12 protein-coding genes and 1 pseudogene are annotated in these 13,607 nt (G+C 71.1%); 9 read left to right on the top strand and 4 right to left on the bottom strand.

What is annotated here, in order from left to right; genetic code table 11:
* The first annotated feature begins 141 nt into the window (after nt 1–141).
* From OHS59_RS09785 to dnaK, 4 genes are all read left to right on the top strand, one after another.
* Nucleotides 142–1,203 carry an ATP-binding protein gene (locus OHS59_RS09785; RefSeq protein WP_328492991.1) on the top strand — a complete coding sequence of 354 codons (1,062 nt, stop codon included), beginning with the start codon at nt 142–144 and terminating at the stop codon, nt 1,201–1,203.
* A gap of 58 nt (nt 1,204–1,261) precedes the next feature.
* Entirely contained in the window at nt 1,262–3,082 is a 1,821-nt protein-coding gene (locus OHS59_RS09780) for a vWA domain-containing protein (RefSeq protein WP_328492990.1), read from the top strand.
* Between the two features lie 74 nt (nt 3,083–3,156).
* Nucleotides 3,157–3,582 carry an OsmC family protein gene (locus tag OHS59_RS09775; RefSeq protein ID WP_328492989.1) on the top strand — a complete coding sequence of 142 codons (426 nt, stop codon included), beginning with the start codon at nt 3,157–3,159 and terminating at the stop codon, nt 3,580–3,582.
* A 147-nt stretch (nt 3,583–3,729) separates the two neighbouring features.
* Nucleotides 3,730–5,661 carry a molecular chaperone DnaK gene (dnaK, locus tag OHS59_RS09770; protein ID WP_328492988.1) on the top strand — a complete coding sequence of 644 codons (1,932 nt, stop codon included), beginning with the start codon at nt 3,730–3,732 and terminating at the stop codon, nt 5,659–5,661.
* Nucleotides 5,662–5,802: 141 nt separating this feature from the next.
* On the opposite strand, the gene OHS59_RS09765 is transcribed toward dnaK, so the two are convergent.
* Nucleotides 5,803–6,666 carry a helix-turn-helix domain-containing protein gene (locus tag OHS59_RS09765; protein WP_328492987.1) on the bottom strand — a complete coding sequence of 288 codons (864 nt, stop codon included), beginning with the start codon at nt 6,664–6,666 and terminating at the stop codon, nt 5,803–5,805.
* A 225-nt stretch (nt 6,667–6,891) separates the two neighbouring features.
* Here OHS59_RS09765 and OHS59_RS09760 point away from each other — a divergent pair, with 225 nt between their 5' ends.
* Nucleotides 6,892–7,311 carry a hypothetical protein gene (locus OHS59_RS09760; protein ID WP_328492986.1) on the top strand — a complete coding sequence of 140 codons (420 nt, stop codon included), beginning with the start codon at nt 6,892–6,894 and terminating at the stop codon, nt 7,309–7,311.
* Between the two features lie 7 nt (nt 7,312–7,318).
* On the opposite strand, the gene OHS59_RS09755 is transcribed toward OHS59_RS09760, so the two are convergent.
* Nucleotides 7,319–8,239 carry a helix-turn-helix domain-containing protein gene (locus OHS59_RS09755; RefSeq protein ID WP_328492985.1) on the bottom strand — a complete coding sequence of 307 codons (921 nt, stop codon included), beginning with the start codon at nt 8,237–8,239 and terminating at the stop codon, nt 7,319–7,321.
* Nucleotides 8,240–8,396: 157 nt separating this feature from the next.
* On the opposite strand from OHS59_RS09755, the gene OHS59_RS09750 reads away from it, so the two are divergent.
* Together OHS59_RS09750 and OHS59_RS09745 are read left to right on the top strand one after the other, a co-directional pair.
* Nucleotides 8,397–8,702, top strand: a complete 306-nt coding sequence (locus tag OHS59_RS09750; protein ID WP_328492984.1) for a 4a-hydroxytetrahydrobiopterin dehydratase — start codon at nt 8,397–8,399, stop codon at nt 8,700–8,702.
* On the top strand, nt 8,699–9,487 hold the full coding sequence (locus OHS59_RS09745) for a class I SAM-dependent methyltransferase (protein WP_328492983.1): 789 nt from the start codon (nt 8,699–8,701) through the stop codon (nt 9,485–9,487). The genes OHS59_RS09750 and OHS59_RS09745 overlap by 4 nt, the downstream gene beginning before the upstream one ends.
* A 13-nt stretch (nt 9,488–9,500) precedes the next feature.
* On the opposite strand, the pseudogene OHS59_RS09740 reads toward OHS59_RS09745, so the two are convergent.
* Both OHS59_RS09740 and OHS59_RS09735 read right to left on the bottom strand, forming a co-directional pair.
* A pseudogene (locus tag OHS59_RS09740) lies at nt 9,501–9,962 on the bottom strand (hypothetical protein); the annotation flags it as partial.
* Entirely contained in the window at nt 9,962–10,528 is a 567-nt protein-coding gene (locus tag OHS59_RS09735) for a hypothetical protein (protein ID WP_328492982.1), read from the bottom strand. The pseudogene OHS59_RS09740 and the gene OHS59_RS09735, both read right to left, overlap by 1 nt.
* 62 nt (nt 10,529–10,590) lie before the next feature.
* Between OHS59_RS09735 and OHS59_RS09730 the strand changes: the two genes are divergently transcribed.
* Both OHS59_RS09730 and OHS59_RS09725 read left to right on the top strand, forming a co-directional pair.
* A complete protein-coding gene (locus OHS59_RS09730) occupies nt 10,591–11,544 on the top strand; it encodes a helix-turn-helix transcriptional regulator (RefSeq protein WP_328492981.1) in 954 nt (317 codons plus the stop codon).
* A gap of 92 nt (nt 11,545–11,636) precedes the next feature.
* A complete protein-coding gene (locus OHS59_RS09725; protein ID WP_328492980.1) occupies nt 11,637–13,508 on the top strand; it encodes a rhamnogalacturonan lyase in 1,872 nt (623 codons plus the stop codon).
* Nucleotides 13,509–13,607: the final 99 nt, after the last annotated feature.

Below are 13,607 nucleotides of genomic sequence, written 5' to 3'. Positions count from 1 at the left end.
ACAGGCGGCTCCGGTGGTACGAGGGAGTACGGGAGGGCGCCGGAAAATGAGCTGCGGGCCGGGGTCGGAACCGCCCACACTGTTCGTATCGGACATCGCGCACCGGCGCGTCCCCCTCGAACACCCTCCAGGAGCCGCTGCGTGCAGGCAGCCGTCACCGTCACTCCCGCCCGCATACCGGAGCTGCTGCTCGGTCTCGCGACCGTGCGGCCGGTCTTCATCTGGGGCGCCCCGGGCATCGGAAAGTCCTCCCTGGTGAGGGAGTTCGCCGAGTCGCTGGGTCTGGAGTGCGTGAGCCTGCTGGGTACGCAGCTGGCGCCGGAGGACCTGATCGGCGTCCCGCAGATCCGGGACGGCCGCTCGGTGTTCTGCCCGCCGGAGGCGATCGCCCGCGACGAGCCGTACTGCCTGTTCCTCGACGAGCTCAACGCGGCGACCCCGGACGTCCAGAAGGCCTTCTACTCGCTGATCCTCGACCGCCGCATCGGCAACTACGAGCTGCCGGCGGGCTCGATCGTGATCGGCGCGGGCAACCGCTCGACGGACAACGCGCTCGCGCGACCGATCGCGTCGGCGCTGGTCAACCGTCTCACGCACGTACACCTGGAGGCCTCGGCGAAGGACTGGCTGGTGTGGGCGGCGAACAACGACATCCACCCGTGGGTGCTCGACCATCTCACCGACCGGCCCGACCACCTGTGGTCCAGGCCGCCGAAGACCGAGGAGCCGTTCTCCACCCCGCGCTCCTGGCACATGCTCTCCGACGCGCTGCGCTCCTTCGGCCCCACCCTCGACGAGCCGACGCTCAAAGTGATCGCGCACGGCACGCTGACGCCCGCGCACGCGGTCGCCTTCTGCGGCTATGTGAAGATCGTCCGCAGTCGGTTCGGCATCGAGGCGATCATCAAGGGCGAGGCCCGCTGGCCGAACCGCGTCGAGGACCGCGACCTGCTGTACTACCTCGCCGAGTCCTTCCGGGGCCGCCTCGTGAAGGACCTGCCCGCCAGCAAGGAGCACGCCTCCGCGAACGGCCGGCAGACCGCGTACCGAGCCAAGTCGCTGCTCGTGCAGCTCGCCGAGATCTCCGTGGAGGTCGCGCAGAGCGTCATCGCCTCCGACGAGGACGGCAACCCCGTCCTGCCCGCCTGGTTCCTGGTCGAGGCGGCCCGCGACATGCCCCGGCTGGTGGAGGCCCGCCGGTGAGCACGGCGCACGAGCGGGTGCCCACCTCGCCGCTCGCCGACCGGGAGGGCGCCGCGCGATGAGCCGTTCCCGTAAGGAGGAGCAGGCCAGGAAGCCCAGGAAGAAGGACCTCGCCGCCGAGGCGTTCGCCGAGGGGATGCGGCTGGTGCGGGCCAACCGCGCGCTGGCCGCCATCGGCTTCAGCGTCTGCCGCCAGGAGGACTGCGAGCAGGCGCCGCGTGACGGGCTCGTCCGGGTCGACTCCGACGGCGTGCTGCACGTCCACCCCGAGCGCCGGGCCGACCCCGCCGAATGGGCCTGGGCCCTCGCGCACGCCGCCCTCCACCTCGGCTTCGGACATGTGCCGGCGCACAAGACCGTGCGGGAGCAGCCCGACCGCTTCGCCCTCGCCGCCCGCTGCGTCGTCGTCAACCGCTTCCTGCTCGGCTTCCCCATCGGCCTGACGCCCGCGGACCTGCCGATGTCGTACCCCGACAGCGACGAGGAGCAGCTCGCCGCCCGCTGGCGCCGCGACGGCGCCGGCATCCCCGCGGTGTACGAGCGCTGCGGCACGGCGGGCGGCGAGCCGGATCAGGTGCTGGTGCCGTGGGACACCTGGCTGGGTGGTGCCGCGCCGGACTGGCAGCTCGCCTTCGCCCACGCGCTGACCCGCACGGTGTCCGCCGCGATGGACATGGCGGGCGGCCGCCGGGACTCGATGCGCGGAGGTGTCACCCCGCGGCAGCCGTGGGAGCGGGCGCTGAGCTGGTTCGTGTCCTCCTACCCGCTGCTCGGCGGCATCGCGGCCGGCATCACGGTCGTCGCGGACGCCGAACTCGCCCACGCGCACGGCATCTCCGTCGCCGCGGTCGACGCGGAGGCCGCCGAGATCTACATCAACCCGCTGCGGCGGTTCGACGACGAGGAGTGGCGGTTCGTCCTCGCCCACGAGATGCTGCACGCCGCCCTGCGCCACGGCGACCGCTGCGGCGCCCGCGACCCGTACCTCTTCAACGTGGCCTGCGACTACGTCATCAACGCCTGGCTGGTCGAGATGCAGGTCGGCACGATGCCCGAAGGGCTGCTGTACGACCAGGAGTTGAAGGACCTCTCCGCCGAGGAGGTCTACGACCGGCTCGCCACCGACCTGCGCCGCCACCGACGCCTCGCCACCCTGCGCGGCAAGGGCGTGGGAGACATCCTCGGCGGCCCCCTCGGCTCGCCCCGCGACTACGTGGACCTCGACGAGTTCTACCGCCGCGGCCTCGCCCGGGGCCTCGACCTGCACCAGCGGCAGGAGCGCGGATACCTGCCCGGCGGCCTCGTCGAGGACATCCGCGCCCTCAGCCATCCGCCACTGCCCTGGGATGCGCGACTGGCCCGCTGGTTCGACGAGTTCGTGCCGCGCCCCGAGCCGCTGCGGACCTACGCGCGCCCGTCCCGCCGGCAGGCCGCCACCCCCGACATCCCGCGCGCCGGACGGTACTTCCCGCCCGAGGAGATCGCCCGCTGCACGTTCGGCGTGGTCCTCGACACCTCCGGTTCCATGGACCGCACCCTGCTCGGCAAGGCGCTGGGCGCGATCGCCTCGTACGCCGAGGCCAGGGACGTACCGGCGGCGCGGGTGGTCTTCTGCGACGCGGCACCGCACGACGCGGGCTTCGTCCCGGTCACGGACATCGCGGGCCGTGTACGTGTCCACGGCCGCGGCGGCACGATCCTGCAGCCCGGCGTCGACCTCCTGCACCGGGCGGAGGACTTCCCGCCGGGCGCCCCGGTCCTGATCATCACGGACGGCTGGTGCGATGTGCTGCGGGTCCGCCGCGAGCACGCCTACCTGATCCCGCAGGGCTCGTCCCTGCCGTTCACCGCACGGGGGCCGGTCTTTCGCGTGCGCTGAGCGCGACGGTGACCCGAGTGTGATCGGATGGTGTCACGGACCCGGAACCGGGACCTCGTCGAAAGGGAATCATCGTGGCAACAACGCGCTCCGCACACACCGTCTGGGAAGGCAACCTGCTTGAGGGCAACGGCGTCGTCACCTTCGACTCCTCCGGCATCGGCGAGCAGCCGGTGTCGTGGCCCTCGCGCTCCGAGAAGGCGAACGGCAAGACCAGCCCCGAGGAGCTGATCGCCGCCGCCCACTCCAGCTGCTTCTCCATGGCGCTCTCGCACGGCCTCGCCGGTGCGGGCACCCCGCCCACCAAGCTCACCACCTCGGCTGACGTCACGTTCCAGCCGGGTACGGGCATCACGGGCATCCACCTCACGGTGGAGGGCACGGTGCCGGGCCTCGACAACGACGCCTTCGTCGCGGCCGCCGAGGACGCCAAGAAGAACTGCCCGGTCAGCCAGGCGCTGACGGGCACGACGATCACGCTGTCGGCGAAGCTCGCCTGACACCCCGTCCGTCCGACGATGCCGCGCCCCCGCAAGAGGGCGCGGCATCGTCATGTCCGGGCAGGTCCGGGGTACTCGCCCCATTGACAGGGAGGCACTCAAGTTTTGTGATGGAACGCGGGAAATCCCGGGTGGAAGGGGACGGACATGGCACGTGCGGTCGGGATCGATCTCGGTACCACGAACTCGGTGGTGGCCGTGCTGGAAGGGGGTGAGCCCACGGTGGTCGCCAATGCCGAGGGCGCGCGCACGACCCCCTCGGTGGTGGCCTTCGCCAAGAACGGGGAGGTGCTCGTCGGAGAAGTCGCCAAACGGCAGGCCGTGACGAACATCGAGCGCACCGCGCGCTCCGTCAAACGCCATATGGGGGAGCCGGACTGGCGCTTCCCCGGCAGTGACGGCGGCACGATCGACGGCACCCGCTACCGCGCGCAGGAACTCTCCGCGCGGGTGCTGCAGAAACTGAAGCGGGACGCCGAGGCGTATCTCGGCGAGGACGTCACGGAAGCCGTGATCACCGTGCCCGCCTACTTCGACGACACCCAGCGGCAGGCCACCAAGGAGGCCGGCGAGATCGCGGGCCTGGGCGTCCTGCGGATCATCAACGAGCCGACGGCGGCGGCCCTCGCCTACGGGCTCGACCGCGGTGAGGAGCAGACCGTCCTCGTCTTCGACCTGGGCGGCGGCACGTTCGACGTCTCCCTCCTGGAGATCGGCGACGGCGTCATCGAGGTCAAGGCCACCAACGGCGACACCCGACTGGGCGGCGACGACTGGGACCAGCGGGTCGTCGAGCACCTCGTCAAACGCTTCAAGGGTCAGTACGGCATCGACCTCGCCCAGGACAAGATGGCGCTGCAACGGCTGCGCGAGGGCGCGGAGAAGGCCAAGATCGAGCTGTCCTCGTCCACCGAGACGACCGTCAACCTGCCGTACATCACCGCCACCGGCGACGGACCGCTGCACCTGGATGAAAAACTGACGCGCGCTCAGTTCCAGGAACTGACAGCCGACTTGCTCGAACGCTGCAAAGCGCCCTTCCACCAGGCGGTCAAGGACGCGGGGGTGAAGCTCTCGGCGGTCGACCACGTGATCCTCGTCGGCGGCTCCACCCGGATGCCCGCGGTGACCGAGGTGGTCAAGGAACTCACGGGCAAGGACCCGCACAAGGGCGTCAACCCGGACGAGGTCGTGGCCCTCGGCGCGGCCCTCCAGGCGGGCGTCATCCGCGGTGACGTCAAGGACGTCCTGCTGCTCGACGTCACCCCGCTGTCCCTGGGCATCGAGACCAAGGGCGGCATCATGACGAAGCTCATCGAGCGCAACACGACCATTCCCACCCGGCGTTCGGAGATCTTCACCACCGCCACGGACAACCAGCCGTCCGTCGGCATCCAGGTCTTCCAGGGCGAGCGCGACATCGCCGCCTACAACAAGAAGCTGGGCGTCTTCGACCTCACCGGCCTGCCGCCCTCGCCGCGCGGGCTGCCGCAGATCGAGGTCGCCTTCGACATCGACGCCAACGGCATCATGCACGTCTCGGCGAAGGACCTCGCCACGGGCCGCGAGCAGAAGATGACGGTCACGGGCGGCTCCGCGCTCGCCAAGGACGACATCGACCGCATGATGCGCGAGGCCGAGCAGTACGCCGACGAGGACCGCAAGCGCCGCGAGGCCGCCGAGACCCGCAACCAGGCCGAGCAACTCGTCTACCAGACCGAGAAGTTCATCCACGACAACGAGGAGCGGATCCCGGCCGACGTGAAGACGGAGGTCGAGGCCGCGATCACCGAGCTGCAGGCGCTGCTGAACGACCGGGACGGCACCGACACGAGCACCCTGCGCACCGGCGCCGAGAAGCTCGCCACCGTCAGCCAGAAGATGGGCCAGGCCATGTACGCGCAGGCCCAGCAGTCACCCCCGCAGGACCAGCCAGGCACCGAACAGGCCGGGCCCGGCACCGACCAAGCCCGGCCGGGCGAGGAGGAGGGCGTGGTGGACGCGGAAATAGTCGACGAGGACCGCGAACCCAAGCCCGGTGGCCCCGAGGGCAGCGGCGCGAAGGACACCCCGGCCTGAGCGACCCGCCCCGGCCCCGTCCCGTCACCTCCGACACCCACCGCCCCCAGGGGCGCGGGCAACGGCGCGCCCAGCCACCGACAACCGTCAGCCGACAAACGACAGCAAGCCGCCGAACCCTCCCCCTGGGCGGAGCCCCTCTCAGAAGTCCGCCCGGCGCTCCAGGATCAAATCCCTGGTGCGCTGGGCGGAGGCCGCGCCGGTCGCCATGTGGTCCAGCACTTCCAGATGCGCGCCCACCTCCTTGCGGGAGTCCAGGTAGAGCGCCCCGGTCAGGTACTCGGTGTAGACCATGTCCGGCAGCTCGGGCTCCGCGAAACGGAAGAGCACGAAGGGCGCGTACGTCCCCGGGTGCGGGCCGGACGAGAACTCGGCGATCTGCAGGGTGACATGGTCGTTCTCGACGACCGCCAGGAGATGGTCCAGCTGGTCGGCCATGACCTGGGAACGGATACTGACAGGCCGCTGCAGGACCGTTTCCTCCATGATCACCCACAGGTGCGGCGGACGCTCCCCGGTGAGCAGCTTCTGCCGCGCCATCCGCAGGGACACATGGCGCTCGATCTCCTCGGTCCCCGTCTGCCCGACCGTGCCCGCCTCAAGGACGGCCCGGGCGTAGTCCTCGGTCTGCAGCAGACCGGGCACGAAGTGCGGCTCGTAGGACCGGATGATCGAGGCCGCGCCCTCCAGGCTCACATAGAGGCTGAACCAGTCCGGCAGGACGTCGTGGAAGCGCTGCCACCAGCCGGGTTCGTTCGCCTCCTCGACCAGCTGGACGAAAGCGGCCGTCTCGTCGTCGGGCACTCCGTACGTCGACAGGAGCACCTGGACGTACGGGATCTTCAGCGCGACCTCGGCCATCTCCATCCGGCGGACGGTCGCGGGCGCCACCCGCAGGATCCGCGCGGCCTCGTCCCGCCGCAGCCCGGACGCCTCACGCAGCTCCTGAAGCCTTCTGCCCAGCACAACCTGTCCTACGGTCGGCGCAGGCCGCCTCTCGCTCACGCCACGCCTCCCCGAGCCCCGAACATGGCGAGAAGTGTGCCACGTTCCCGCGAAAGCCTCACCGAATCCCCTCACTCGGTCCGGAGTGTCGCCATTACCTCCGCGGTAATCGACCGCCGCCGGGGCCGCACGGCATGGTGGGCGTACTGGTTCCCGGGCCGGCGCACTCCGGTCCGGGAACCGGGTCCCATCAGCCGCCACCACCTCGACGGAGGGTGATCCGCCATGTCCGCAGCCCAGCTCGCCGCACTTGCCCGCACCACCGAGCCGCAGACGATGCTGCGCCGCTTCCTGGCCCTCGACGCGGTGGTGACCGGCGCGAACGGCCTCGCCTACCTCGTCGCGTCCGGCCCGCTGGGCCGCCTGCTCGGCGTCGACCAGGGACTGCTGCTCGCACTCGGCCTGCTCCTGACGGTGTACGCGGCAGCCGTCGCCCTGCTGGCGGCGCGCCCGGCGGCGCCCGCCCTGCCCGTACGGGCCGTGATCGAGGTCAACCTCACCTGGGCGGCCCTGAGCCTCGCCGCGCTCGCCCTGTGGCTGTCGCCGAGCACCGCCGGAGCGGTGTGGATTCCGGTGCAGGCGCTGACCGTACTGACGTTCGCGCTGCTCCAGTACGCGGCGCTGCGAGCCCGCCAACAGGACTGACGAGCCGTCAAGACAGCAGCGAGTGCAGGTACTTGACCGTCGCCGGGTCGGCCGGGAGCAGCGTCTCGATGGCCAGCTCGGCGACCGTCACGTCCATCGGCGTGTTGAACGTGGAGATGGACGAGATGAACGACAGCAACCGCCCCTCGTGTTCGATCACCATCGGCAGCGCGAAGTAGGGGACCGGCTCCGCGGGCTCCTCGTCGAGCGTCACGGAGTCCCCGGCCGGGGAGCAGGGCCCGGAAGGCGCGGGAGTGGGCGGAGCCGGAGGCGCGGGAGTGGGGGGAGCCGGATAGGCGGCCACCTCCTCGTACAGCGCGCGCAGCGGCTCCGAGCGCCGCAGGGCGATGTCCCTCTCCATCTGGGCCAGCAGATGGCCGCGCCACTCGCGCAGGTTGCGGATCCTGGGCGCCAGACCCTCGGGATGCAGCGTCAGCCGCATCGCGTTCAGCGGAGGGGCGAGCAGGTGCTCGGGGACGCTGCCGAGCAGCATCAGGATGCCCCGGTTGGCGGCGACCACGTTGTACGTGGCGTCCACCACCAGCGCCGGATAGGGCTCGTAGCCCTGGATCAGCCGCTCCACCCCCTCCCGCAGCGCGTCCAGCGCCGGATCGTCCAGCGGGGTCTCCGGATAGTGCGGCGCGTAACCGGCCGCGAGCAGAAGGGAGTTGCGGTCGCGCACCGGTACGTCCAGGTGCTCGGCGAGCCGCAGCACCATCTCCTCGCTCGGCCGGGAGCGGCCCGTCTCGATGAAGCTGATGTGCCGCGCCGACGACCCCGCCCGCAACGCCAGCTCCAGCTGACTCACCCGGCGCTGCTCCCGCCAGCCGCGCAGCAGCGGGCCGACTCCCTGGTCGGCGGCGGAGACACCGCCCCGCGTAGCGGCGGACACGCTGACGGACCCGGAGGTGTACGCGGCGCTGGTCATGCCCCCGACGGTAGTCGATGTCCCGCCCATGGGTCGATGCGCGGCCGTGCGGCCGAATGCCGACCTCGTGGCCCGCCCGGGACCCGCCTGACCAGGGACGGGAGAGCGGGACTGTGGCACGCTGAGGAGTCCCGGACACCATGGAAGGAGTGCGGCCATGCCCCTCGAACCGCTGTCGCAGAAGGACGTGGAGGACCGGCTCTCGGAACTGCCCGGCTGGTCCCTGGACGGAGACAGAATCACCCGCTCCTACCGGCTGGCATCGCACTTCGCCGCGGCCGCCCTGGTCGTGCACATCGCCCAGGTGCAGGACGAGCTGGACCACCACTCGGACCTCACGCTCGGCTACGACACCGTGTCCCTCGCCGTGAACACGCACAGCGTGGGCGGCGCCGTCACCGAGAAGGACTTCGAGCTGGCCAACCGGGTGGAGGAGTTGACCACGGGGCACGGCGCGAGGTGAGCACGCTGGTCTTCGACTACGACGAGGAAGCCGAGCGGTACGACGTACTGAGGGGCGGCGAACCCCGCGCCGCGGCGGCAGCCGACGCCGTCCTCGGGCTGATTCCCGACGGCACCGGCACCCTCCTGGACCTCGCCTGCGGCACCGGCACCGTGACCCGCCGGCTCGCGACGGCAGGTCTCGACGTGACGGGCGCCGACGCCGCGTACGGAATGCTGCGCAGGGCCGCCGAGCGTGTCCCGGGCCGTGTCGTGCTCGCCGACGCCCGTCAACTCCCTCTTCCGGACGGCTCGTTCGACGCCGTTTCGGCGATCTGGCTGCTGCACCTCCTGGACGACGCGGAACAGGTCGTCGCCGAGGCGGCCCGGGTGCTGCGCCCCGGCGGCACCTTCGTGACGACCGTCGACAAGGCCGCCTCGCACGACGTGGGCAGCGACATCGACGCCGTGATGGCCCCGCGCCCCCGCCGCGTCGCCCGGGACCGCTCCGACCTCGTGGCCTCGTACGCCGGACGGCACGCGCTGCTGCCCGTGGGAGGGGCGAGCTTCCGCGGGTGCGGTCAGGGCCGGACCCCGGTACGGGCGGCGGCCGACGTGCGCCGCGGCTGGTACACGCTGCTGCGGCCCGGCGAACCGCTCACCGAGCAGCTCGCGACCCGTCTGGAACAGCTCCCGGACCAGCATGTCCCGCGTCCGGAACCGGAGTTCAAGCTCCGGGCGTACCGGAAGCCGAGCCTTCTCCAGGGACAGGGACAGGGACAGGGGCCAGGGCAGGGACAGCGGTAGGGAGAGGGGCAGGGGCCGACCGGCGGGTGAAGTCCATGACCCAGTTGGTCAGCCACGACTTCTCGCCGTCCACCGAGAACGCCTGCTCCCAGCGAGCCGTGGTCTGCGAGATCCCCGACCACACGAACCGCACCCGCACGTCCTTGCCTTCGTGCGTGTCGTCCCCGTGGAACTCACCGCGCCCGTCGGTGAATTCGCCGGTCACGGGCGGGAACAACCGCCCGCTGCGACTGCTGGACCAGTTCAGTGACCACAGCCCGGTCTCCCGGTCGCGCAGCCGCAGGGTCAGCCCCTTCCACCCCTGACCGGGCACATCCATCTCGTCGATGTTGCCGGCTCCGTCGAACACACTCCAGCACCGGTTCGTCGCGGAGAACTCCTCCCAGTCGCTGCCGGGATCCAGGAAGTCGGTGCGGCGGCGGTGGGCGACGTCCCACTCGCCGACGAAGAAGTCGAAGTCGTGCGGCGTGCTCATCAGCGGTCTCCCGTCGTGCCCTCGGGAAGGCAGTCGGCCAGATAGGCGTCGAGGTCGGGGGCGTCGGGCACGAGCATGTGCCGTACCCAGGCGTCGCGTTCGTGCAGGATCGGCGGCAGTTCCCAGACACAGCCGATCCACGGCCGGTCCAGGGTGATGAAGTGCGTGGGCGCGCGGTCCGGGCAGCCCAGCACGGGCTGACCCGCGGCGGCGGCCCTGAAGTGCAGCACGTTGTCCCACACCCAGCTGTACGCGTTGAGATACGCGCCGTCGTCACCGCCCCGGTGCAGCACCACGAACGTGGCGGGCGGTGTGCCGTCCGCCTCCGGGAGCAGCTTGGGCAGCATCGCGTACGCCGCCTTTTCCACGTCGGGCGCGATCCCCGCCGGGTCGGCGGTGACGTGGTAGCGCTTGATCCGGCGGCCCGCCACCTCGATGGGCGGCAGCACGGTCAGCAGTTTCTCGCCGAAGTTCGCGGAGTTCGCGGAGGTCTTCGCGGTCTTGGAGATCTCGGAGGTCCTGGAGTGCTGGGAGTTCTTGGAGTTCTTGAGGTCCACGGAGGTCATGGGAGGAAGCTAGGTCCGCTTCACTGACATCTTCTGTCAGTGGAGCCTGGCATTCTGAGGCGATGAAGTCGGCCCGCCTCGTCTCGATCCTCCTGCTGCTCCAGACCCGGGGCCGGATGACCGCCGCCGCCCTCGCCGAGGAGCTGGAGGTCTCGGTGCGCACGGTCTACCGGGACGTCGAGGCGCTGAGCGAGGCCGGTGTCCCGCTGTACGGCGACGCGGGTCACGCGGGCGGCTACCGGCTCCTCGACGGCTACCGCACCCGCCTGACCGGTCTCACCGCGGGCGAGGCCGAGGCACTGTTCCTCGCGGGCGTGCCGGGACCGGCCGCCGAGCTGGGACTCGGTCCGCTGCTGGCCGCCGCCCAGCTCAAGGTGCGTGCCGCGCTGCCGCGGGAGCTGCGCGAGCACGCCGACCGCGTCAGCGGCCGTTTCCACCTGGACGCGCCCGGCTGGTACGCGGACACCGGCGAAGGGGCCGCCCCGTACCTCCCGGCCGTCGCCGACGCGGTCTGGAACAGCAGGGTCCTGTACGTCCTGTACCGCCGCTGGCGCGAGCCGACCGACGTACGGCGCCGCCTGGAACCGTACGGGCTGGTTCTCAAAGCCGGTCGCTGGTACGTCGTGGCGGGGCCGGGACCGCGTACGTTCCGGGTCGATCAGATCCTCGAACTGGGCACGTCCGACGAGGAGTTCGCCCGTCCGGAGGGGTTCGACCTCGGCGCGTACTGGGCCGGGTACCAGCGGGACTTCCACGACCGCTTGCACCGGGCCGAAGCGGTGGTCCGGCTCGCCCCCGGCGCCCGCCTCACCGGCCCGGCGGCTGACGTGGTGCGGGCCAACGGCCGTACGGACGAGGAGGGTTGGATTCAGGCCACCGTCCCCATCGAGTCCGTCGAGCACGCCCACGCCGAGTTCCTGCGGCTGGGGACGGACATCGAGGTGCTGGAACCGGCCGAGTTGCGCGCGCGGATCGCGGACACGGTCGCCGCGCTGGCCCGCACGTACGGGGCATAGAGAGCGCTTGCCGAAAGGCGGCAACTCCCGTGTCCCCAGTGGCGACTGAGGTAGCAGAACCCGTCTGCCCCCTCCCAGGGAGGTACCTCACCGTGCAGCACCCGCATCGCAGACGCAGCAGGACCCGTCTCCTCCTCTCCACCGTGCTCGCCGGCGCCCTCGCCGCCGCCGGGCTCACCACGCTCACCGCCACCCCGGCCCAGGCCGCGACCGCCCGCCAGGCCGAGAAGCTCGACCGGGGCGTCGTCAGCGTCCACACCGACGCGGGCAACCTGGTCAGCTGGCGCTGGCTCGGCACCGACCCGAACGACGTGTCGTTCAACGTCTACCGGGCGGGTACGAAGGTCAACTCGACCCCGGTCACCGGCTCGACGAACTACTTCCACTCCGCGGGGCCCGCCCAGGCCGACTACACGGTCCGCGCGGTCGTGGGCGGTGTCGAACAGGCCGACTCCGTGCACGCGATCCAGTTCCGCACCGGCTACAAGGACGTCCCCATCAGCCCGCCCGCCGGTGGCACGACCCCCGACGGTGTCGCGTACACCTACGAGGCCAACGACGCCTCGGTGGGCGACCTCGACGGCGACGGCGCCCTCGACTTCGTACTGAAGTGGCAGCCCACCAACGCCAAGGACAACTCCCAGTCCGGCTACACCGGCAACACCATCATCGACGGGGTCAAGCTCGACGGCACCCGCCTGTGGCGCATCGACCTCGGCCGGAACATCCGCTCGGGCGCGCACTACACGCAGTTCCAGGTGTACGACTACGACGGCGACGGCAAGGCCGAGGTGGCCGCGAAGACCGCCGACGCCACGGTCGACGGAACGGGCGCGGTCATCGGCAGCTCCTCCGCCGACCACCGCAACTCCAGCGGCTATGTCCTGACCGGCCCCGAGTACCTGACCATGTTCAACGGCCAGACGGGCAAGGCGATGGGGACGGTCGACTACGTCCCGGCGCGCGGCACGGTCTCCTCGTGGGGCGACTCGTACGGCAACCGCGTGGACCGGTTCCTCGCCGGCACCGCCTACCTGGACGGCGCCCGGCCCTCGCTCATCATGGCGCGCGGCTACTACACGCGCTCGGTGATCGCGGCCTGGGACTGGCGGGGCGGCGCGTTCACCCGCCGCTGGACCTTCGACACCAACTCGTCGACGAACACCGGCAAGGGCTTCGACGGCCAGGGCTCGCACAGTCTGTCCGTCGGGGACGTCGACAACGACGGCAAGGACGAGATCGTCTACGGGGCGATGGCCGTCGACGACAACGGCAACGGGCTGTGGACCACGAAGACCGGGCACGGCGATGCCCAGCACCTGGGCGACCTGGACCCGGGCACCTCGGGCCTGGAGTACTTCAAGGTCTCCGAATCCACCTCCCAGCCCGCCGAGTTGTACATCAACCCGGCGAGCGGTGCGATCCGCTGGCAGCTCGCCGCCTGCTGCGACAACGGCAGGGGAGTGGCCGGGGACGTCTACGCGGGCAACGACGGCGCCGAGGTGTGGTCCGCGTCCGACACGAACATCCGTGACGAGGCGGGCGCCACCAAGGGCCGCGAACCGTCCTCCGTCAACTTCCTGTCCTGGTGGGACGGGGACACCACACGCGAACTCCTGGACGGCACCCACATCGACAAGTACGGCACGTCGTCGGACACCCGCCTGCTGACGGGCGCCTCGGTCCACTCCAACAACGGCACCAAGGCGACGCCGGCCCTCTCGGGCGACCTCTTCGGTGACTGGCGCGAGGAGGTCGTCTGGGCGACCAGCGACAACACGGCCCTGCGGATCTACTCGACCCCGGCCGAGACCACCACGAAGATCACGACCCTGCTCCACGACACGATGTACCGCACGGGCATCGCCTGGCAGAACACCGCCTACAACCAGCCGCCGCACCCCAGCTTCTACATCGGCAACGGCATGCCGACGGCACCGCGGCCGACGATCTACACCCCGTGACCCGCTGACACGGGCCCCGGAGACGGGACGAGGGGCGGCCGTCCGAGCGCGCGGGACGGCCGCCCCACTCATGTCCCCCCGGCTGCGCCTCACTCATGA

The organism is Streptomyces sp. NBC_00414 (assembly GCF_036038375.1).
In the GTDB taxonomy this organism is placed as follows: Bacteria; Actinomycetota; Actinomycetes; order Streptomycetales; family Streptomycetaceae; genus Streptomyces.
The sequence above is the reverse complement of the archived record's forward strand: the minus strand, read 5'-3'. Positions and strand labels throughout refer to the sequence as shown.